At 64.6% G+C, this 18234-nt stretch carries 23 protein-coding genes; 16 read left to right on the top strand and 7 right to left on the bottom strand.

The annotated features are described in order from the left end of the window. The first annotated feature begins 38 nt into the window (after positions 1 to 38). The 6 genes from ABIB99_RS25555 (at position 39) to ABIB99_RS25530 (ending at position 4884) form a co-directional block, all read left to right on the top strand. The gene (locus tag ABIB99_RS25555; protein ID WP_354177963.1) at positions 39 to 1220 is read left to right on the top strand and encodes a lanthanide ABC transporter ABC transporter substrate-binding protein PedA1; all 1182 of its coding nucleotides are present in this window, start codon (positions 39 to 41) and stop codon (positions 1218 to 1220) included. A gap of 8 nt (positions 1221 to 1228) precedes the next feature. Further along, positions 1229 to 2197 carry a YVTN family beta-propeller repeat protein gene (locus ABIB99_RS25550; protein WP_063981999.1) on the top strand — a complete coding sequence of 323 codons (969 nt, stop codon included), beginning with the start codon at positions 1229 to 1231 and terminating at the stop codon, positions 2195 to 2197. Continuing rightward, complete coding sequence (locus ABIB99_RS25545; protein ID WP_354177961.1) at positions 2194 to 3000, top strand: lanthanide ABC transporter ATP-binding protein PedB/LutE; 807 nt, start codon at positions 2194 to 2196, stop codon at positions 2998 to 3000. The genes ABIB99_RS25550 and ABIB99_RS25545 overlap by 4 nt, the downstream gene beginning before the upstream one ends. Next, a complete protein-coding gene (locus ABIB99_RS25540; RefSeq protein ID WP_063981997.1) occupies positions 2997 to 3845 on the top strand; it encodes a lanthanide ABC transporter permease protein PedC in 849 nt (282 codons plus the stop codon). The genes ABIB99_RS25545 and ABIB99_RS25540 overlap by 4 nt, the downstream gene beginning before the upstream one ends. Then, on the top strand, positions 3842 to 4450 hold the full coding sequence (locus ABIB99_RS25535; protein WP_063981996.1) for a hypothetical protein: 609 nt from the start codon (positions 3842 to 3844) through the stop codon (positions 4448 to 4450). Before ABIB99_RS25540 ends, ABIB99_RS25535 begins: the two co-directional genes overlap by 4 nt. A 134-nt stretch (positions 4451 to 4584) precedes the next feature. Further along, on the top strand, positions 4585 to 4884 hold the full coding sequence (locus tag ABIB99_RS25530) for a copper-binding protein (RefSeq protein WP_063981995.1): 300 nt from the start codon (positions 4585 to 4587) through the stop codon (positions 4882 to 4884). Positions 4885 to 5053: 169 nt separating this feature from the next. On the opposite strand, the gene ABIB99_RS25525 is transcribed toward ABIB99_RS25530, so the two are convergent. Beyond that, entirely contained in the window at positions 5054 to 5611 is a 558-nt protein-coding gene (locus ABIB99_RS25525) for a PQQ-dependent catabolism-associated CXXCW motif protein (RefSeq protein WP_354177958.1), read from the bottom strand. Next, the gene (locus tag ABIB99_RS25520) at positions 5608 to 6489 is read right to left on the bottom strand and encodes a substrate-binding domain-containing protein (protein WP_354177956.1); all 882 of its coding nucleotides are present in this window, start codon (positions 6487 to 6489) and stop codon (positions 5608 to 5610) included. Before ABIB99_RS25520 ends, ABIB99_RS25525 begins: the two co-directional genes overlap by 4 nt. Before the next feature lie 129 nt (positions 6490 to 6618). Between ABIB99_RS25520 and ABIB99_RS25515 the strand changes: the two genes are divergently transcribed. Beyond that, positions 6619 to 7545: a quinoprotein relay system zinc metallohydrolase 2 gene (locus tag ABIB99_RS25515; protein WP_354177954.1), complete on the top strand. Its 927-nt coding sequence runs from the start codon at positions 6619 to 6621 to the stop codon at positions 7543 to 7545. Between the two features lie 76 nt (positions 7546 to 7621). Next, on the top strand, positions 7622 to 8440 hold the full coding sequence (locus ABIB99_RS25510) for a quinoprotein dehydrogenase-associated SoxYZ-like carrier (protein ID WP_028156716.1): 819 nt from the start codon (positions 7622 to 7624) through the stop codon (positions 8438 to 8440). 224 nt (positions 8441 to 8664) lie between these two features. On the opposite strand, the gene ABIB99_RS25505 is transcribed toward ABIB99_RS25510, so the two are convergent. Next, positions 8665 to 9024 (bottom strand): hypothetical protein, encoded by a 360-nt coding sequence (locus ABIB99_RS25505; protein ID WP_014493633.1) that lies wholly within the window; start codon positions 9022 to 9024, stop codon positions 8665 to 8667. Positions 9025 to 9159: 135 nt separating this feature from the next. Here ABIB99_RS25505 and ABIB99_RS25500 point away from each other — a divergent pair, with 135 nt between their 5' ends. The 5 genes from ABIB99_RS25500 to ABIB99_RS25480 are packed head-to-tail and all read left to right on the top strand — an operon-like array spanning position 9160 to position 12794. Further along, positions 9160 to 10107: an ABC transporter substrate-binding protein gene (locus ABIB99_RS25500; RefSeq protein WP_354178124.1), complete on the top strand. Its 948-nt coding sequence runs from the start codon at positions 9160 to 9162 to the stop codon at positions 10105 to 10107. Between the two features lies 1 nt (position 10108). Continuing rightward, positions 10109 to 10846 carry an ABC transporter permease gene (locus ABIB99_RS25495; RefSeq protein WP_038957639.1) on the top strand — a complete coding sequence of 246 codons (738 nt, stop codon included), beginning with the start codon at positions 10109 to 10111 and terminating at the stop codon, positions 10844 to 10846. Beyond that, a complete protein-coding gene (locus ABIB99_RS25490) occupies positions 10836 to 11576 on the top strand; it encodes an ABC transporter ATP-binding protein (RefSeq protein ID WP_354177951.1) in 741 nt (246 codons plus the stop codon). The genes ABIB99_RS25495 and ABIB99_RS25490 overlap by 11 nt, the downstream gene beginning before the upstream one ends. 46 nt (positions 11577 to 11622) lie before the next feature. Beyond that, positions 11623 to 12420 carry a pentapeptide repeat-containing protein gene (locus ABIB99_RS25485; RefSeq protein WP_354177949.1) on the top strand — a complete coding sequence of 266 codons (798 nt, stop codon included), beginning with the start codon at positions 11623 to 11625 and terminating at the stop codon, positions 12418 to 12420. A 26-nt stretch (positions 12421 to 12446) separates the two neighbouring features. Next, a complete protein-coding gene (locus tag ABIB99_RS25480) occupies positions 12447 to 12794 on the top strand; it encodes a hypothetical protein (RefSeq protein WP_354177947.1) in 348 nt (115 codons plus the stop codon). 149 nt (positions 12795 to 12943) lie between these two features. On the opposite strand, the gene ABIB99_RS25475 is transcribed toward ABIB99_RS25480, so the two are convergent. From ABIB99_RS25475 to lanM, 4 genes are all read right to left on the bottom strand, one after another. Then, positions 12944 to 13153 carry a hypothetical protein gene (locus tag ABIB99_RS25475; protein WP_014493627.1) on the bottom strand — a complete coding sequence of 70 codons (210 nt, stop codon included), beginning with the start codon at positions 13151 to 13153 and terminating at the stop codon, positions 12944 to 12946. Positions 13154 to 13274: 121 nt separating this feature from the next. Next, a complete protein-coding gene (locus ABIB99_RS25470) occupies positions 13275 to 14177 on the bottom strand; it encodes a DUF6662 family protein (RefSeq protein ID WP_354177945.1) in 903 nt (300 codons plus the stop codon). A 24-nt stretch (positions 14178 to 14201) separates the two neighbouring features. Continuing rightward, positions 14202 to 14282 (bottom strand): pyrroloquinoline quinone precursor peptide PqqA, encoded by an 81-nt coding sequence (gene pqqA / locus ABIB99_RS25465; RefSeq protein ID WP_012029362.1) that lies wholly within the window; start codon positions 14280 to 14282, stop codon positions 14202 to 14204. Positions 14283 to 14453: 171 nt separating this feature from the next. Beyond that, on the bottom strand, positions 14454 to 14846 hold the full coding sequence (lanM, locus tag ABIB99_RS25460) for a lanmodulin LanM (protein WP_063981985.1): 393 nt from the start codon (positions 14844 to 14846) through the stop codon (positions 14454 to 14456). A 339-nt stretch (positions 14847 to 15185) separates the two neighbouring features. Here lanM and ABIB99_RS25455 point away from each other — a divergent pair, with 339 nt between their 5' ends. Genes ABIB99_RS25455 through ABIB99_RS25445 form a run of 3 tightly spaced genes read left to right on the top strand, consistent with a single transcriptional unit; the run spans position 15186 to position 18143 of the window. Further along, complete coding sequence (locus tag ABIB99_RS25455) at positions 15186 to 16850, top strand: methanol/ethanol family PQQ-dependent dehydrogenase (protein ID WP_135216043.1); 1665 nt, start codon at positions 15186 to 15188, stop codon at positions 16848 to 16850. A 10-nt stretch (positions 16851 to 16860) separates the two neighbouring features. Next, on the top strand, positions 16861 to 17217 hold the full coding sequence (locus tag ABIB99_RS25450) for a c-type cytochrome (protein WP_354177942.1): 357 nt from the start codon (positions 16861 to 16863) through the stop codon (positions 17215 to 17217). Continuing rightward, the gene (locus ABIB99_RS25445; RefSeq protein ID WP_354177940.1) at positions 17214 to 18143 is read left to right on the top strand and encodes a substrate-binding periplasmic protein; all 930 of its coding nucleotides are present in this window, start codon (positions 17214 to 17216) and stop codon (positions 18141 to 18143) included. Before ABIB99_RS25450 ends, ABIB99_RS25445 begins: the two co-directional genes overlap by 4 nt. Positions 18144 to 18234: the final 91 nt, after the last annotated feature.

Raw genomic sequence — 18234 nt, 5'->3', positions numbered from 1 at the left:
CACCGGCGGTCAAGCCAGGGAGAACATCTGGAGGAAACATGATCCGATGGTTGGTCGGCCTGATCGGCCTGGGTCTTGCCGCGACGAGCGCGCTCGCGGCCGACCCGGTGCAGATCGGCGTCGGCTATCTCGGCGTCGCCGGCACCAGATCGACGCTGTCGCTGGTCGAGCAGCCCGCGGAGAATGACGGCGTCGCCGGCGCGCGCCTCGCCATCGAGGACAACAACACCACGGGAAAATTCCTCAACCAGCGTTCCACGCTGGAGGAGCGCCGCATCAGGGAAGGCGAAGATCCGGTCCAGGCTGCGGCTGCGCTCGCCGAGAAAAACGGCTTCATCATCGCCGACCTGCCGGCCGACGCGCTGTTGAAGGTCTCGGACGCCCTGCGCGAGCGCGGCACGCTGCTGTTCAACGCCGGCGCGATCGACGAGCGCCTGCGCGAGGCCGATTGCCGCGCCAATGTCATCCACACCGCACCGACGCGCGCGATGCTGGCCGATGCGCTCGGTCAATATCTGGTGTGGAAGCAGTGGAAGCGCTGGGTGCTCGTGGTCGGCTCGCATGACGAGGACAAGCTGTTTGCAGACGCACTCCGGCGTACCGCCACACGCTTCGGCGCCAAGATCGTGCAAGAGAAGACCTTCGAGGACAAGGGCGGCGCGCGCCGCACCGATAGCGGTGTCACGCTGATCCAGCGCCAGATGCCGGTGTTCACGCAACAGTTGCCGGCCTATGACGTGCTGGTCGCCGCCGACGAGAGCGAAGTGTTCGGCGCCTATCTGCCCTATCGCACCTGGGATCCGCGCCCCGTCGCAGGCTCGGCCGGCCTCGTGCCGCGCAGCTGGGACGCATCGCAGGACCAGTGGGGCGCGATCCAGATGCAGAACCGCTTCATCAAGCTGAATTCGCGGCGCATGACCGCGCTCGACATGCAGGCCTGGACGGCGGTGCGCATGATCGGCGAGGCCACCTCGCGTACCAATTCCGGCGACGTCAAGAAAGTCACCGACTTCATCAAGGGGCCGGACTTCTCGGTCGCTGCCTTCAAGGGCACAAGACTGACCCTGCGCGACTGGAACCTGCAGCTGCGCCAGCCGATCCTGCTGGTCGACGGCCGCATGGTGGTGTCGGTGTCGCCGCAGGAGGGATTTCTGCACCAGGTCTCCGAGCTCGACACGCTCGGCTACGACCGCCCGGAGAGCAAATGCAAGCTGAAATGAGGACGCGAATGTTGCGCATGTGGCGTGTGGGGTTGCTGTCCGGACTGGCGCTTGCGGCCGCGCCCGCGCACGCCTTCATCGCCTATGTCTCGAACGAGAAGAGCAACACGGTCTCGGTGATCGACACCGACAGCTGGACCGTGACCAAGACCATCAAGGTCGGCCAGCGCCCGCGCGGCATCGATTTCACGCGCGACGGAAAGTTCGTGATGGTCGCGGTCGGCGACGACGACACCATCCAGGTGATCGATGCCAAGACGCAAGCGATCGTGGACAGCCTGCCCTCCGGGCCCGACCCGGAATTGTTCGCGCAGGATGCGGCCGGAAAAATCCTCTATGTCGCCAACGAGAACGACAACACGGTGACCGTGATCGATCTGGAGAAGCGCGCGCGGCTCGGCGACATCCAGGTCGGCGTCGAGCCCGAGGGCATGACCATCAGCCCGGACGGCAAGACGCTGATCAACACGTCCGAGACGACCAACATGGCGCATTTCATCGACACCTCGTCGCGCCAGATCGTCGCCAACGTGCTGGTCGACGCGCGGCCGCGCTTTGCCGAATTCAAGCACGACAGTTCCGAGCTGTGGGTGTCCTCGGAGATCGGTGGCACCATCTCGATCATCGATCCCAAAAAGCACGAGGTGACCGGCAAGGTCACGTTCGAGATTCCGGGGTTGCGGAAAGAGGCGATCCAGCCGGTCGGCATCGGCATGACCAAAGACGACAAGACCGCCTTCGTCGCGCTCGGCCCGGCCAACCGCGTCGCCGTGGTCGACGTCGCGTCGCGCAAGGTGACGAAATATTTGCTGGTGGGGCAGCGCGTCTGGCACATGGCGTTCACGCCGGACGAGAAATACCTGCTCACCACCAACGGCGTGTCGAACGACGTCTCGGTCATCGACGTCGCCGCGCAAAAGGTGATCAAGACCATTCAGGTGGGCGAACTGCCCTGGGGCATTACGATCTCGCCATGACCAGCCCTGCTCCCATCGCCGAGCCACAGGAGATGCCGAGGCTGCAAGCGGCCGCGGTGCCGGCGCTGTCGATTGATGGCGTCAGCCATTCCTATGGGCCGCGCCGGGCGTTGATGGACGTCTCCTTCCATGTGCAGCCCGCGAGCTTCACTGCGCTGCTCGGGCTCAACGGCGCCGGCAAGAGCACACTGTTCTCGCTGATCACGCGCCTGTTCGGCATCAAGAGCGGCCGCGTCGGCATTTTCGGCCACGACATCAGCAAGAGCCCCGGCGAGGCGCTGCGGCTGCTCGGCGTCGTGTTCCAGCCGCGTACGCTCGATCTCGACCTGTCGCTGACGCAGAACCTGCTCTATCACGCCGCACTCCACGGCATCAGCCGGCGCGAGGCGGCCGCGCGCAGCGCCGAGCTGCTCGGCCGCATCGGCCTCTCGGAGCGTGCCGGCAGCAAGGTGCGCGATCTCTCCGGCGGCCAGATGCGGCGGCTGGAGATCGCCCGCGCCCTGCTGCACCGGCCGCGCCTCTTGCTGCTGGACGAGCCGACCGTCGGCCTCGACGTCAAGGCGCGCGCCGACATCATCAGCCATGTCCGCCAGCTCGTGACCGAGCAAGGCATCGGCGTGCTCTGGGCCACGCATCTGTTCGACGAGATCATGGCTGGTGACGACCTCGTGGTGCTGCACCAGGGCAAGGTGCTGGCGCAGGGGCCGATGAGCCGCGTCATCACGGATGCCGGCGCGCAGGACGTCAACACCGCCTTCATGCGCCTGACCGGTGCGCAGACGATGCCGGGAGGCGGCGCATGAGCAGCATCACGACGCGGGATACACCGCGCGGTTTCTCGGCCGCGGAATACATGACCTGCCTCACCGGCATCGTCTGGCGCGAGGGCCTGCGCTTCCTGCATCAGCGCGAGCGCTTCGTCTCGGCGCTGGTGCGGCCGCTGGTATGGCTGTTCATCTTCGCCGCCGGCTTCCGCCAGGTGCTCGGCATCTCGATCATCCCGCCCTACGAGACCTACATCCTCTACGAGGTCTATATCGCGCCCGGGCTGATGGCGATGATCCAGCTCTTCAACGGCATGCAGTCCTCGCTCTCGATGGTCTATGACCGCGAGATGGGCAACATGCGGACGCTGCTGGTGAGCCCGCTGCCGCGCGGGTTCCTCTTGTTCTGCAAGCTGCTGGCGGGCACCGCGGTGTCGCTACTCCAGGTCTATGCGTTCCTGCTGATCGCCTGGTTCTGGGACATCACCCCTCCCGCGATCGGCTATCTCACCGTGCTGCCGGCGCTGATCCTGTCGGGGCTGATGCTGGGCTCGCTCGGCATGCTGATCTCCTCGGGCATCAAGCAGCTTGAAAGCTTCGCCGGCGTGATGAACTTCGTGATCTTTCCGATGTTCTTCGCCTCCTCCGCGCTCTACCCGCTCTGGCGCGTGCAGGAGGGGAGCCCCTATCTCTACTATCTCTGCCAGGCCAACCCGTTCACCCATGCGGTCGAACTGATCCGTTTTGCATTCTACGGGCAAATCAACTGGATCTCGCTGGCGGTAGTGGCGGCCTGCACAATCGTCTTCATGATCGGCGCGATTCTGGCCTATGATCCCTCGCGCGGGCTGGCGCGACGGGGCCCTGCGGGAGGCGAAGGATGAAGGTTCTGGCCATGGCCGCTTTTGCGCTCGCCGTTGCGAGCACGGCTGCGTGCGCCGCCGATCCGCGCTATCCCAACTGGCCTTGCACGCAGGCCAAGGTGCCGGACATCTCGCTCGCCGCCGTCTGGGCCGGTCCCGCACTCGACGACGCCGAGACCAAATGGAAGGACGACGCAAAGGTCACCGCGCTGGTCTCAAAACTGTCAGCGCGGAAGACGCCGATGGACGAGGCCGAGAAGTCGGTGAAGGAGTTTTTGGCCGGCTCCGCCGCTGACAAGACGGCGAACGCCAAGCTGTTGTTCGCCGGCTTGTTCGACACGCTCAACGCCCAGCGCTCGCAGGTCATGAACGGGCTCGAACGCGTCAGCCGCAAACAGCGCGAGGCGGCCGACAAGATCCGCGAGGAGTCGATCCAGCTCCAGGCGCTCCAGAGCGCGACACCACGCGACGACGCAAAGGTCGATGCGCTCAGCAACCAGTTGATCTGGGAAACCCGCATTTTCGAAGATCGCCACAAGGTGGTGCGGTTCGTCTGCGAGGTTCCGACCGCGATTGACCAGCGCCTGTTCGCTCTCGGACGCGTGATCCAGCAGGAAATGGAATAGCGTCAGCCTCGCTGACGACGACTTTCGGAAAGTTCCCGCGATATCAATCGTTACCCTTTGCCGCGCTATCAGCCGGAACCAAATCGCTCTAGGATGGCTTGTCGACGTGAACTCCAAGACGTCGGGAGGCCTCGATGGGAACAACAAAATTCATCTTCGCATGCGCTGCAGCCATCAGCACGCTTGCGTCCCCTGCTTTTGCTGACGACATGACCGGGATGGTCACCAGAATCGACCGGCTCAACAGCACGATCTCGATCCAGCAGACACAGAAGGGCACGGTCGGCGGCAGCGCAGGCGGCGCCGGCACGCTTCAGGAGTACAAGGCCAAGGACGCCGCGATGCTGGATGCCGTCCATGCCGGCGACAGGGTGACGTACTCGGCGACCGACAACAACGGTACGGGCACGCTGACGAAGCTGCAGAAGCAGTAGGCTTTGCTTCCGCCTCGCTCTCGGCGAAAGGAAGCTTCCGCGAGGCGTCTAGTCGATGTGCGCGGACGCTCGACCCACACCGTCATTGCGAGCGCAGCGAAGCAATCCAGAATCTTTCCACGGAGGGACTCTGGATTGCTTCGCTACGCTCGCAATGACGAGGAGAGAACTATTGCTCCGGCCGCGGCTCGGGTTGCGCATCGTCCAGCGGAAGCTTCGCGCGCTCCCAGCCGTCGGTGCCGTCGGGGTACCAGGCGACGTTGGCATAACCGTAGGCCAAGGCGCGCTTGGCGGCGTTCCAGGACATCCAGCAGTCGGCCAGGCAATAGATCACGAGCAGCGCAGCCTTGTCGCCGCGCGCGGCGTGGGCGAGGCCGCGCTGGAAATAATCGTCCATGGCGGGCGGCAGCACGCCGTAGCCGGTGTCCGGCAGCCAGGTGCTGCCCGGTATGTTTTTTCGCGGCATATCGCGCCAGACGGTGCCTTCGGGAAGGTTCTTCGGCTTCGGCGCGCGCGGCAGCACGTCGATGAAGGCGCCGCTCTTCGCACGCCAGATTGCTTCGGCCTCCGCAGTCGTCAGCACGCGCGCGCCAGTGAGCGTCGCCGGCACCGGCGCGCGGTAATTGTCGGAGCGATACCCCTCGGGCTCGAACGGCTCCTGCTGCTGCGCCAACGCTGGCGCCACCAGAATGGCGGCAACCAGCGCAGCGGCAACGCGCCGCCTCATGGCGTCTTCTTGGCCGTCTCCGCGCCGAGCGGCTTGTCGCTCTCGTCGAGCAGCGGCACGCCAAAGTCGATCAGGATCTTGTTGATCTCGCCCTGGTTCTCCTGGATCAGCTTGTTGAGCTGCCGCTTCCAGTTCTGGTCGGCGGGGCGCACGCCCATGCCGATGCGATAGACCAGCTTTGGCCCCGAGGTTTCCTTCACCAGCGGCGTGACATGAAGCGAGCCAGCCTTCTTCGCATAATACCCGGCCATCGGACCCCACAGCACGCCTGCGTCGATCTTGCCGGCGACGAGGTCGTCGACCATCGCCTGTGCGGAGTTGTCGAAGCGCGTGTCGATCATCAGGGGATAGGGTTTTGCATCGCCCATCAGGCCGGCGATCGCCATGTTGGTGGCCGGCGGCGTGCCGGCGACGATGCCGACATGCTTGCCTTTCAACTTCGGGTCTTCGAGCGTATCGACTTCCTCGAGCCCGCTGCCTGTTTTCGCGACCAGCGCGTATGACGTGCGATAATAGGGATTGGTGCCCTGCACGAGATCGTCGCCTTGCGGAAATCCCATGATGACGTCGCAGCGATGCGCGCCCAGCGTCATCCGCACGAAGCCGGTGGCCTGCGGGAAGAAGACGTAGTCGAGCTTCTTCTGGAGCTTGTCTGCGAGCAGCTCGGCGAGCTTGTTCTCGAACCCCTCGCCCTTCTCGTTCGAGAACGGCAGATTGCGCGGGTCTGCACAGACGCGCAGCACTTTTGGATCGACCAACTCGAACGAGAGGTCGCCGGTCTCGCTGGTCTGCGCAATGGCGACGTCGCCGAATGCGCAGGATGCCACCAGGACCCACAGTGAAAACAACCAGCGACGATGTCGCCCGGCCTCCGTCATCGCGCTTCCTCCTCGGTTTGTTTGAATGCTAGCCATGCAACGCATGACGCGCCATGCTTTGCCAAACTTTGTGTTGGCTTTGGTTTGTTGCAGTGCAGTGCGGCAAGCCATCTGAACTGAGGCGGAAAAGTGTCTCGCATCGCTTCCTTGATCGCAGCCCTGTCCCTGCTGGGGACAGCAACGCTAGCACGCGCCGGGGCAGCCGAATTGCCTGTCAGCGAAGTCGCACCGGGAATCTTCGTGCACTCCGGGACCACCGCCCTCATGACCCGCGAGAACGAAGGCGACATCGCCAATGTCGGCTTTATCGTCGGCGAGGATGCGGTGGCCGTGATCGACACCGGCGGCAGCCTCCGTGAGGGCGAGGCGCTGCTGGCGGCGGTGCGGGCTCGCACATCCAAGCCGATCCGCTACGTCATCAACACCCACGGCCATCCCGACCATGTCTTCGGCAATGCGGCCTTTGCCGCAGAGGGAACCAGCTTCGTCGGCCACAGCAAGCTGCCGCAGGCGCTGGCGACGCGCGGGCCGTATTATCTCGACAATTTTAGACGCATCATGGGTAGCGAATTGATCGATCCCGTGAAGATCGTGCCGCCCACCCTGCTCGTCGTTGATACCCTGACGCTCGATCTCGGGTCGCGCCGCCTCACCTTGCGGGCCTGGTCGGCCGGGCACAGCGACAACGATCTGACCGTGTTCGACGAGACCAGCAAGACGCTGTTCGCGGGCGATCTCGTCTTCCTCCGCCATATTCCGGTGATGGACGGCAGCATCCGCGGCTGGCTCGGCACGCTCGGGGAACTCGATAAAATTCCGGCGCAGCGCGTCGTGCCGGGTCACGGGCCTGTGAGCGACTGGCCTGCCGCGCTCGGCGACGAGCGGCGTTATCTCACGACCCTGCTGGCGGACGTCCGGGCGTCGAACAAGAAGGGCGAGCCGATCCGGACTGCCGCCGACAAGGCGGCCGCATCGGAACGGCCGCATTGGCAATTGTTCGACGACTACAATGCTCGCAACGCAACCGCAGCATTTTCGGAAATTGAATGGGAGTAGTGGACGCGCTACGCTGGACGGGGGATCGGCTGCGCCGCCCCAGAGAAAACTGCTTCGTCCGCACGGAACCACGACCATGACGGGATGCACACGCCGCCTGCCCCTGATCGCCGCATTGCTTGGCATCGCCTTCGCTGTGCCGGCGAGCGCCGAGGAGGCTTACGATCCCTGGCCGGGGCTGGTGCAGGACATCTTCAGCAACCGTCCGATCAACGACGGCAACGACGTCATCGGCATCGAGATGCCCTATCGCGCCGAGGACGCGGCGATCGTGCCGGTGACCCTGCGCAGCAAACTGTCGCCCGCGGATAGCCGCCGCATCCGTTCGATCACGCTGGTGATCGACCGCAACCCCGCGCCGATGGCAGCGAAGTTCGAGCTCGGCGCAGATGCCAACGTCACCGAGATCTCCACGCGCGTGCGCGTCAACAATTATACCGACGTCCACGCGGTCGCCGAGCTCAGCGACGGCCAGCTCTACGTCGCCAAGACCTATGTGAAGGCCTCAGGCGGCTGCTCGGCGCCGGCAGGAAAGAACATCGAGGAAGCCAGGAACCGGCTCGGCCAGATGCGCTACCGGCAATTCGCGCGCGAGGAGGCACCGGCCAGCCGCGTCCGCGAGGCGCAGATCATGATCGGCCATCCCAACAATTCCGGGCTGCAAATGGATCAGGTCACGCAGCTCTACATCCCCGCCTTTTTCGTCAACCAGCTGAAGCTGACGCAGGACGACAGCCCCGTGCTGTCGATGGAGGGCGGCATCTCGATCTCGGAAGATCCCAACCTGCGCTTCACGTATGTGTCCAACGGTGCCAAGCGCTTCCGTGCGGAGGCGAAGGACACGGATGGGCACGTGTTCCGCAATGAATGGGATGTGGAGAAGCCGGGGACGTAAGGCGCTGCCTTCCCTCCCCCTTCAAAGTCAAACGCGGTGCGAATGACTGTGCCCTCGCCCCGGAGAGGGCAGCACCGCTGGTAGACAAAAATTCGCTTGGGTGAGGGGTTTGTCTCCGCGAGCTACTCTCTTGCGATAGTATTCGCGGAGGCATACCCCTCATCCGGCGCTTCGCGCCACCTTCTCCCACAAGGGGAGAAGGGACCGCACCCTCTATGCGGCAGCTAGAAACACCTCACCTCGGCTTCCGCCTGCGCGCGCCGGAGATCGTTCACCGCCGAGTTCGCCTGCTCGGACGTACGAAACTGAACGCCGAGATTGCCGCGCACCTGGGACATGCTCAGCGCCGTCTCGGCGGTGACGTAACGGTCATAGGACACGATCGAGGCCACCACGTCGATCGAGCAGGAACATTGCTCGATCGACTGCCGGCTCTCGCCATTGGCCTTCATGCAGCCATAGACGTATTCGGCACGCGCCGAGGTCGGATAATCGTTGGCCTCCTCGGCACGTGCGGCGTAGACGGTCGCAGCCCACACCGCCAATGCGGCGACAATCGGTCGTAGCTGTCCCGCCAGATTCATGAGCGTCCTCCCGCTGGTTGCGACGAAAGCTATGCTATGCGTATTGTCATGAAAAGCACTCCCTTCGAGGAAACGGCTCACAAGGTGATGAGAGCACTTGGTTTGAGAGCGCCTGGACGAACATTGGCGCTCGCGATGACGCTGGCGCTGTCGCTGGCCGCACCCGGCCGCGCCGCGGATACGATCCGCCTTGCAGTGCAGAAGACGGGAACATTCTCCTGGGAGCTGGCGGCGATCCGCGCCGGCGGGCTCGACAAGGAAGCCGATCTGTCGCTCGACGTCGCCGAGCTCGCGAGCCCCGAGGCCGGCAAGATCGCGCTGCGTGCCGGGAGTGCCGACATCATCCTGTCCGACTGGCTGTGGGTGTCGCGCGAGCGCGTGCTCGGCGCCAAGCTCACCTTCTATCCTTATTCCAGCGCGCTCGGCGCGGTGATGGTGCCCGCATCCTCGCCGCTCAAGACGCTCGCCGACCTCAAGGGACGGAAGCTCGGCGTCGGCGGCGGCGCGATCGACAAGAGCTGGCTGCTGCTGCAGGCGCGGATGAAGCAGGACGGCATCGACCTGAAGTCGGACGCGAGCATCGTCTATGGCGCGCCGCCCTTGATTGCCGCCAAGGCGCTCGATGGCGAGATGGATGCGAGCCTCAACTTCTGGAATTTCTGTGCGCAGCTCGAGGCCAAGGGCTTTCGCCGCCTCGCCGGCATCGAGGACATTTTGCCGAAGCTGGGGGCCAAGGGCGCGGTGTCCGCGGTCGGTTATGTCTTCGACGAGAGCTGGGCCGCAACCCACCGCGATGCGGTGGCGCGTTTCATTGCGATGACCCGCAAGGCCAAGCAGCTGCTGGTCACCTCGGATGCCGCCTGGGACAAGATCGCGCCGCTCACCGGCGCGAGCGATCCGGCCATCCTGAAGACCTACCGCGACCGCTATCGCGACGGCATTCCGCGCCGGAGCATCGTGGACGAGGAGGCGGATGCGCGCGTGCTCTATCGCGTGCTCGCCGAGATCGGCGGACGTGACCTGGTCGGGCCGGCGGCCGAGCTCGATCCCGGCACCTTCTATCACGCAGTCCCCGGAGACTGAGGTGCTGCGTCTTCTCTCGTTTTCCCTGTTCCTCGCGACCTGGTGGATTGCGGCTCTGTTCGTCGGCGGCGCAAAGCTGCCCTCCCCGCCTGCCGTGCTCAACGTCATCATCGCGGAAGCATCGAGCGGCGCCCTGTTCCTGCATCTCGGCGCCACGCTGGCGCGCGTCGCGCTCGCCTTCGTGCTGGCGATGTCGCTCGGCAGTGCCATCGGCTATTTGATGGGGCGGGTGAAGCTCGCCGACCGGCTCGGCGATCCCTGGCTGATCCTGCTGCTGAACCTGCCGGCGCTGGTCGTGATCGTGCTGGCCTATATCTGGGCCGGCCTGACCGAAGCGGCCGCGATCGCGGCGATCGCCATCAACAAGCTGCCGACCGCCATCGTCACCTTGCGCGAGGGCACGCGTGCGCTCGACCGTTCGCTGGACGAGATGGCCACTGTGTTCGCGATGCCGCGCTGGCGCGCGTTCCGCCACGTCGTGCTGCCGCAGCTTGCGCCCTATATCGCAGCCTCGGCCCGGTCCGGATTGTCGCTGGTATGGAAGATCGTGCTGGTGGCCGAGCTGCTGGGACGGCCGAACGGCGTCGGCTTCGAGATCGGCGTCGCCTTCCAGCTGTTCGACACGCCGCGACTGCTGGCCTATTCGCTCACCTTCGCGGCCGTCGTACTCGTCATCGAAACCTTGCTGGTGCAGCCGTTCGAAGCCCGCGCAACACGGTGGCGGCCCCGTGCGGCTTGAAGTCGATATCTCCGGAAAGACATTCAGGAGTGCCGCGGGCGAAACGCACGAGGTGCTGGCCCCGGTCAGCTTCGCGCTTCAATCCGGTGAGGTCGGCGTTTTGATCGGCCCCTCCGGCTGCGGCAAGAGCACGATGCTGCGCATCATCCTCGGGCTCGACCGCGATTTCCACGGGACCATCGCGCGTCCACCGGAAGCGCGGATCGGGATGGTGTTCCAGGAGCCGCGGCTGCTGCCGTGGCGCTCGGTCGAGCAGAATGTGCGGCTTGCGGCTCCTGATATCTCCGAGGCGAAGCTGTCGGAGCTGTTCAGGATCCTGGAGCTGGAGGCGCATCGGAGCCACTTTCCCGGCGAATTGTCGCTGGGTCTTGCCCGGCGCGTCGCGCTGGCCCGCGCCTTCGCGGTCGAGCCCGATCTGCTCGTGCTCGACGAGCCCCTCGCCTCGCTCGACGACGCGCTCGCCGGCCGCCTGCGCGAGGAGATCGCGACGCTGGTCGCAAGCCGCCCCATGATGACGCTGCTCGTCACCCACAGCCTCGACGATGCGATCCGCCTCGGCGACCGCTTGTTCTTCCTGTCGCCGCAGCCGGCGCGAATTCTGGCAGAGGTGCCCATCAGCATCCCGCGTGGCGCACGCGGCGACGCAGAGGTAGCCGCGATCAGGGCGGACCTCGCGGCGAGAATCCAAGGCGAACATGGCGGCGAACGCGCCGGGCGTGATGCCTCATAGGCAGCCACGCAAAGCGCGTGCTAAACAGGGCCCGTAGCGGAGCCCGATGATGACGCGAATGGTCGCCCTCATGACGCTTGGCCTCGCTCTCGTCGCGACCATGGCGAGCGCGCAGGACATGATGCGTGACGTCGACCTCACCTCACCCGCGATGGTCTCTGCGGAAATGAGCCGGCAGGAGGTCGAGGCCATCCTGGCCAAAGCCAGCGCCGGGGCGCCGGCCGATTTCACCGGCAAGCGGTTGTCGGGGCTCGATCTCTCGGGGCTCGACCTTTCCACGGCGATTCTCCGTGCGGCACGACTCAACAAGACGAAACTCGCCGGTGCCCGTCTTGATCGGGCGATCCTCGATCAGGCGTGGCTGCTGGACGCTGATCTCGCGGGCGCGAGCCTGAAGGGCGCCAATCTGTTCGCCTCGCAGATGGCGCGCGCGCGTCTGGACGGCGCGGACCTGACCGGTGCTCGCATCGCGGCCGACCTCACCGGCGCAAGCCTGATCGGCGCCTCGATTGCGGACGCGCATCTTGGCGCCGATATGCGCAACCAGTCGATGGGGCTGATGCGCGCCGTGCTGCGATCCGCCAATCTGGAAGGGTTGAACGCGCGCAATGCCGACCTGTCGCGCGTCGATCTCGAATTTGCCTCCCTCAAGGGAGCCGACCTGACCGGCGCATCGCTCAAAAATGCTCAGCTCGGCGGCGCCGACCTGACCGGAGCCACCGTCACTGACGCCGATTTCGAGGGCGCTGATCTTGCCTCGGCGAAGCTGATCGCGCCGATCGGCCTTGACCGCGCCAGGAATTTCGACAAGGCAAAGAACCGCGAGCGCCTGATCAGGGAATAACAGGGCGCCTTTGGGAGGATCGGCTGATGCGTTGGTTTCTGGCTTTGATCGCGTTGTTGACGTTGACCGGCGAAGCCGCCGCCCAAAGCAAAGGCAAGGGCATCCGGCTCTGGAATTTGACGACGGAGACGATCTCCGGCTTCCAGCTCTCGCCCGCCGGCAAGACCGAGTGGGGCCCGAACCAGTGCCTGAACGACAAGGACAAGGAGGTCGACCACGACGAGCGGCTGCGCATCACCGGTGTCGAACCCGGCCGCTATGACGCCAGGGTCAGCTATCCCAATGCGCGGCAGTGCATCGTCCGCGACATCGAGATCAAGGCGGACGCGGTGTTCTCGATCGCCGACAAGGACCTGAAGGACTGCACGAAGTAGTTATGAGACCCTCATGGTGAGGAGCGCGAAGCGCGTCTCGAACCATGAAGGCCCGGCTGATTCAGCTCGGCCTCGATCCTTCGAGACGCCGCTTCGCGGCTCCTCAGGATGAGGGGTCAGAGCACTCAAGGCCCGGCAGCGCGAGCGCTTCACGCCTTGTCGTTCGGGTGCGGATATTCGCAGCGCCACCGCACCGCCTGCCACTTCGGATGGTCGCCGACCCATTGGGCGATATAGGGCGGCGCGGCCATCACGCATTGCCTCGGCGACCCCGCAAAGTTGAACACCAGATGCTGCTCCTCGCAGGTCGCAGGCGAGAGCACCGCACATACAGTCACCACCAGGTCAATCGGGTTCATGCCGGGATCCTGTCGCAAGGGGACAATGGAGATTAGCACGAAAGATTACGTTCCGAGGAGCGGGAAGTTTCAAACGGACGGATGTTCCCTCTCCCCCGCGCGCGGGCAAAGGCGGAACACGCTAGAAGTTTACCCCGAACACCAATCGCGCCTGATGACGCTCGAAATTGACGAGGTCGAGATTGCCGCCAGATCCGGCCGGGCGGCCCCAGGCCTGCATGCTCCAGCTCAGGGTGAGCCGCGACTTCTCCGATAGCTGGAAATAGGCGGTCGGACCGACAAACAGCGCCTGCCCCGAGAACTCACCGAGGCCGATGCCCTCATACTGGCGGAAGTAGCGCATCTCCCCACCGAGCAGAAAATTGGGGCGCACGCGCACCAAGCCGCCAAACGCCGCCCCGATCGTCGAACTCTTCTCGGACAGACCTGCCACCTCGAAGCGCGCCCATTCCGGCTGATAGATCAAGTTGAGCGCGCCGATGACGAAGTTCGGGACCAGCTCGCGGTCGAAAGCGAGCGTGAATTCGGAGCCGTACATCCGTCCCTTCGCGCCGCTGGTCTCGTCGATGCGATCGCCATGGAGTTCGGCGGCGACAGTCAATCCGAACGGCGCGCGCTCGCGGTCGAGCAGGCGGTAACGCAGGTCGAGCGAGGCGCCCTGGAAATTGAACTGACGGCGGTCGTCGATATCGGGGACGCCGGTGATGTCATGCAGCGTGGCGGTGCCGCCGACCTCGATACGGAAGTTCGGCAGCGGCACGACTTCGATCTCGACCTCCTGCTGGAGGGCGCGATAGGTGCCGCCCTTGCCGAAGCGTCCCGTGGTCTGAGTCTGGAATTCGCGCTCGCCGGGATTGCCGACATCGGTGCCGATCATGAAGCCGAAGATGTGCTCGGTATCAAAGCTCTCTTCGGCACTGACACACGCCGGTGCAAGCGCAACACCGAACGCAATTGCCGTCCAGATCGTGTGGGCTCCAATGGGCATTGCGAACACTACCACGGCTTCGACGGCGTTCGCCATCGAAGCCGCGGCAGGTCGTCAGTCTTACTTGCGCGCAGCGCAGGCGTACATGTTGATTTCCATGCCGACCGGCACTTCCACGATCTTCGGAGCTTTCCAAGCCATTCGGGTCTCCCAAGGGTATTGAGCGCGACATCGCGCGGGGCAAAACCTAGGGCTGCGTCAGGTGCAGCGCAAGCCTGGAATCGAAGCGCAAACACAGCGAACTGTCGCATTATGCTCGCGAATTTCCCTCTCGGGCAAATCGCCTTCGCTCCCAGTCAAGCGCCGCGTCTCTCACCGCAACAAGCGCAGCAGCGCGCGGCCGGCGCGCGAGTTCAGCTCCTTCGCATCCAGCGTTCCGTCCTTGTCGGGATTCGCTGCGTTGAAGCGCTGTTCCACCACCGCGAGATATTCGTCGAGCGTGAGAGTCCCGTCGCGATCGGGATCGGCGGCGGCGAGTTCTTTCGCCGTTAACCGTCCGCGCAATTCGCGCGCGTCCAGCGTGCCGTCGTGATCGGGATCGAGCTTTGCGAACAGCGCGGCGGCCGCCTTCTTTACCTCGGCGAGATCGAGCGTGCCGTCATTGTCGGTGTCGAACATCTTTACGGCGTTGCCGGAAGCAGCCCAAGCTGGACCGGACAGCACTGCAATCGTGAGCGCAAGCGCAACTGAGCGACGTGAAATCATCAAACCCTCCTGACCAGCCCCCCGATTCGTAGGGGGTCGAAACGACATAAGTCTACAAGCGAGCCCCGGTTCAAGTCCGGAATTGCAACCTCCGCACCGCACAACTCGCGGAACCCGACGGCCCGAGCAGAGCGGCCGAAGCCGGCACCGCTTCATGCCACGGAATTTTTTCAGCGTCTGCGCACAAGTGAAAGTCGGTTGTCAGGTTTCTGTCAGGTGACCGGCATCTGGCATCCAACATATCGGCGACGCACTTACGACTTTCGTATTGACGTGTTTTGCGTTCGGGCGGAGTGTTGGTGCCGCAGCGTCAAAAGGCGCGCATATTGGGAGGAACGGATGAAACGCTTTGCGATGGCCGCGAGCCTCGTCATGCTTGCATCGACTTGTGCGAGCGCACAGACCACCGAGCAACTGGTCAAGGGCGCGACCGATACATCGAACGTTCTCAATTACGGGATGGGCTACAATCTGCAGCGCTTCTCGACGCTGAACCAGGTCAACAAGGACACCGTCAAGAATCTCGTCCCGGTCTGGAACTACAGTTTCAACGACGATCGCAGCGAGGAATCGCAGCCGCTGGTGTACCAGGGCGTGATCTACGTGACCTCGCACAACGCCACCATGGCGGTCGACGCCAAGACCGGCAAGCAGATCTGGAAATCCAAGGTCGAGTATCCCGCCGAGACGCCGCGCATCGTCTGCTGCGGCATCATCAACCGCGGCGCCGCGCTCTATGACGGCAAGGTCTTCCGCACCACGCTCGACGCCAACGTGATCGCGCTCGATGCCAAGGACGGCAAGGAGCTGTGGCGTCAGAAGGCCGCCGACATCAAGGAAGGCTATTCGATGACGGTGGCGCCGCTGGTCGCCGACGGTGTCGTCATCACCGGCATCTCCGGCGCCGAGTTCGGCACCCGCGGCTTCATCGACGGCTGGGATCCGGCGACGGGCAAGCATCTCTGGCGCACCCATTCGATCCCCTCGCCCGACGAGCCCGGGGGCGACACCTGGAAGGGCGACACCTGGAAACTCGGTGGCGGTTCGACCTGGATCACCGGCTCCTACGATCCCGAGCTCAACACGGTCTATTGGGGCATCGGCAATCCCGGACCGTTCAACTCGGCGGTGCGTCCCGGCGACAACCTCTACACCTGCTCCGTGCTGGCGATGGATCCCAAGACCGGCAAGATCAAGTGGCACTACCAGTTCTCGCCGAACAATCCGTTCGACTATGACTCGGTGGCCGAGATGGTCCTCGCCGACATGAATGTCGAGGGCAAGCCGACCAAGGTGCTGATGGACGCGAACCGCAACGGCTTCTTCTACGTGCTCGACCGCACCAACGGAAAGCTGCTCGCGGCCAATCCTTACGTGAAGGTGAATTGGGCGACCGGCGTCGACATGAAGACCGGTAAGCCGATCGAGACCGACGTCACGAAGGACGCGCGCGACGGTAAGAAGGTCACCGTCTATCCGTCGATCCTCGGCGGCAAGAACTGGGAGCCGATGTCGTTCAATCCGCAGACCGGCCTCGCCTATGCCAACACGCTCGCCTTCGGCGGCAGGTACAAGACCGAGCCCGTCACCTTCAAGCAGGGCGAATGGTATCTCGGCATGGACCTCACCGACCTCTGGGAGTGGGGTGACGGCCCGCGCGGTCATCTGAAGGCGATCGATCCCATGACCGGCAAGGCCAAGTGGGAAGCGCCGAGCGACATCCCGCGCTTCTCGGGCGTGCTGTCGACCGCAGGCGGCGTCGTGTTCTCGGGCGCGCTGACCGGCGAGTTCGAGGCCTTCGATGCCGACACCGGCAAGAAGCTCTGGCAGTTCCAGACCGGCTCGGGCATCGAGGGACAACCGGTGACCTGGCAGCAGGATGGCGTGCAGTACGTTGCCGTCACCTCCGGCTATGGCGGCGTCTACTCGCTGTTCTCCGGCGACGAGCGGCTTGCCAAAGTGCCGCCCGGCGGCTCGCTGTGGGTTTTTGCGGTCAAGCAATAACCACGGCCCGATGCTGAAGGACATATCTCACAAGACGGTGGCGACGATCGCCACCGTCGCGGTGCTGACGGTCGCGCTTGCGGCGACCGTTCGTGCCGCGGACGATGCAACCGACAATCCCGTGCAGGCACAGATCGACTATGGCAAGTCGACCTATACTTCGAAATGCTCGCACTGCCACGGCCCCAACATGATGAATTCCGGCACCATCACGCCGGACCTGCGCGCCTTTCCCGACGACAAGACGCGCTTCGTCACGACGGTGAAGAACGGCAAGAACAACAAGATGCCGCCCTGGGCCGACATTTTGAGCGACGACGAGATCGGCAATCTCTGGGCTTTCGTCTCGAGCAGGAGAAAGCCATGAGACCCTGGCTCGCCGCATGGAGCGTTGCCGCGATCCTCGCGGCGGCGACCACAGCCGCGCGTGCGGCCGATGAGCCGCTGAAGGTCTGTCTCGACGAGGACCGGCCTCCGCTCTCGATGCATCACAAGGGCAAGCCGGATTCAGGCTTCGACGTGCTGCTGGCGCAGGCGATCGCGGACCGGATCGGCCGGCCGCTGAAAATCCAGTGGTTCGAGAGCAAGCTGGACGAGGATTCGAGCCCGCAGCTCGAGGCCAACGCCTTGCTCTCCGATGGGCGCTGCTCGCTGGTCGGCGGCTATGCGCTGACGACGGATTCCCTCGTCAAGCCCGGCATGAAGACGGCACGCTTGCCGGACTTCGCCGGGGCCACGCGCGACGACCGGCGCCGCCGCGTCGCGCTCGGCGTGCTTGTGCCCAGCCAGCCTTACGTCTATTCGCCGATGACGGTGGTACTCGGGCCGAAAGCGCAGGGCCGCAAGATCGGCGACATCGGCGATCTCGCCGGCCTTCGCCTTGCTATCGAGAGCGGGTCGCTGGGCGATGCCATCCTGATGACCTTCGACAAGGGCCGCCTGATCGACAGCATCACCCATCTCGTCCCCGGCCGCGACGATCTCCTCGGCGCGCTCCAGCGCGGAGACTATGACGCGACGCTGATCGACCTCGGCCGTTTCGACGCCCACCGCGCCGCGCATCCGGAGACGACGATCACCGCGTCGGGCTATTATTATCCAATCGGCGCCAATCGCGGCTATGTCGGGCTCGCCAGCGACGGCGCACTGATCGACGCGGTCAACAAGGCGCTGACCAGCCTTGGCGCCGAGGGCAAGATCGCCGAATTCGGCAAGCAGGCCGGCCTCACCTATCTGCCGCCGCGCGAGCCTGCGGTGCTCGGCGATGTCTGGGCGAAGATCATTCAAAGGTGAGGTGGCCTCACGTGCCACCACATCACCGGTGTCATGCCCCGCGACCCGGCTACGCCAAGGCTTCGCCGGGGTTGAGGTCTAGGGGCGCCGA

Origin of the sequence: Bradyrhizobium sp. LA6.1, assembly GCF_040547805.1 — a bacterium.
Taxonomy (GTDB): domain Bacteria; phylum Pseudomonadota; class Alphaproteobacteria; order Rhizobiales; family Xanthobacteraceae; genus Bradyrhizobium; species Bradyrhizobium barranii.
The sequence above is the reverse complement of the archived record's forward strand: the minus strand, read 5'-3'. Positions and strand labels throughout refer to the sequence as shown.

Coding starts and splice junctions, on each gene's coding strand:
- ABIB99_RS25510 (WP_028156716.1), top strand. CDS start 7,622: ATGACGGGATGCACACGCCGCCTGCCCCTGATCGCCGCATTGCTTGGC.
- ABIB99_RS25545 (WP_354177961.1), top strand. CDS start 2,194: ATGACCAGCCCTGCTCCCATCGCCGAGCCACAGGAGATGCCGAGGCTG.
- ABIB99_RS25530 (WP_063981995.1), top strand. CDS start 4,585: ATGGGAACAACAAAATTCATCTTCGCATGCGCTGCAGCCATCAGCACG.
- ABIB99_RS25445 (WP_354177940.1), top strand. CDS start 17,214: ATGAGACCCTGGCTCGCCGCATGGAGCGTTGCCGCGATCCTCGCGGCG.
- ABIB99_RS25520 (WP_354177956.1), bottom strand. CDS start 6,489: ATGACGGAGGCCGGGCGACATCGTCGCTGGTTGTTTTCACTGTGGGTC.
- ABIB99_RS25450 (WP_354177942.1), top strand. CDS start 16,861: ATGCTGAAGGACATATCTCACAAGACGGTGGCGACGATCGCCACCGTC.
- ABIB99_RS25525 (WP_354177958.1), bottom strand. CDS start 5,611: ATGAGGCGGCGCGTTGCCGCTGCGCTGGTTGCCGCCATTCTGGTGGCG.
- ABIB99_RS25475 (WP_014493627.1), bottom strand. CDS start 13,153: ATGAACCCGATTGACCTGGTGGTGACTGTATGTGCGGTGCTCTCGCCT.
- ABIB99_RS25550 (WP_063981999.1), top strand. CDS start 1,229: ATGTTGCGCATGTGGCGTGTGGGGTTGCTGTCCGGACTGGCGCTTGCG.
- ABIB99_RS25535 (WP_063981996.1), top strand. CDS start 3,842: ATGAAGGTTCTGGCCATGGCCGCTTTTGCGCTCGCCGTTGCGAGCACG.
- pqqA (WP_012029362.1), bottom strand. CDS start 14,282: ATGGCTTGGAAAGCTCCGAAGATCGTGGAAGTGCCGGTCGGCATGGAA.
- lanM (WP_063981985.1), bottom strand. CDS start 14,846: ATGATTTCACGTCGCTCAGTTGCGCTTGCGCTCACGATTGCAGTGCTG.
- ABIB99_RS25485 (WP_354177949.1), top strand. CDS start 11,623: ATGATGACGCGAATGGTCGCCCTCATGACGCTTGGCCTCGCTCTCGTC.
- ABIB99_RS25480 (WP_354177947.1), top strand. CDS start 12,447: ATGCGTTGGTTTCTGGCTTTGATCGCGTTGTTGACGTTGACCGGCGAA.
- ABIB99_RS25505 (WP_014493633.1), bottom strand. CDS start 9,024: ATGAATCTGGCGGGACAGCTACGACCGATTGTCGCCGCATTGGCGGTG.
- ABIB99_RS25540 (WP_063981997.1), top strand. CDS start 2,997: ATGAGCAGCATCACGACGCGGGATACACCGCGCGGTTTCTCGGCCGCG.
- ABIB99_RS25455 (WP_135216043.1), top strand. CDS start 15,186: ATGAAACGCTTTGCGATGGCCGCGAGCCTCGTCATGCTTGCATCGACT.
- ABIB99_RS25470 (WP_354177945.1), bottom strand. CDS start 14,177: ATGGCGAACGCCGTCGAAGCCGTGGTAGTGTTCGCAATGCCCATTGGA.
- ABIB99_RS25500 (WP_354178124.1), top strand. CDS start 9,160: ATGACGCTGGCGCTGTCGCTGGCCGCACCCGGCCGCGCCGCGGATACG.
- ABIB99_RS25555 (WP_354177963.1), top strand. CDS start 39: ATGATCCGATGGTTGGTCGGCCTGATCGGCCTGGGTCTTGCCGCGACG.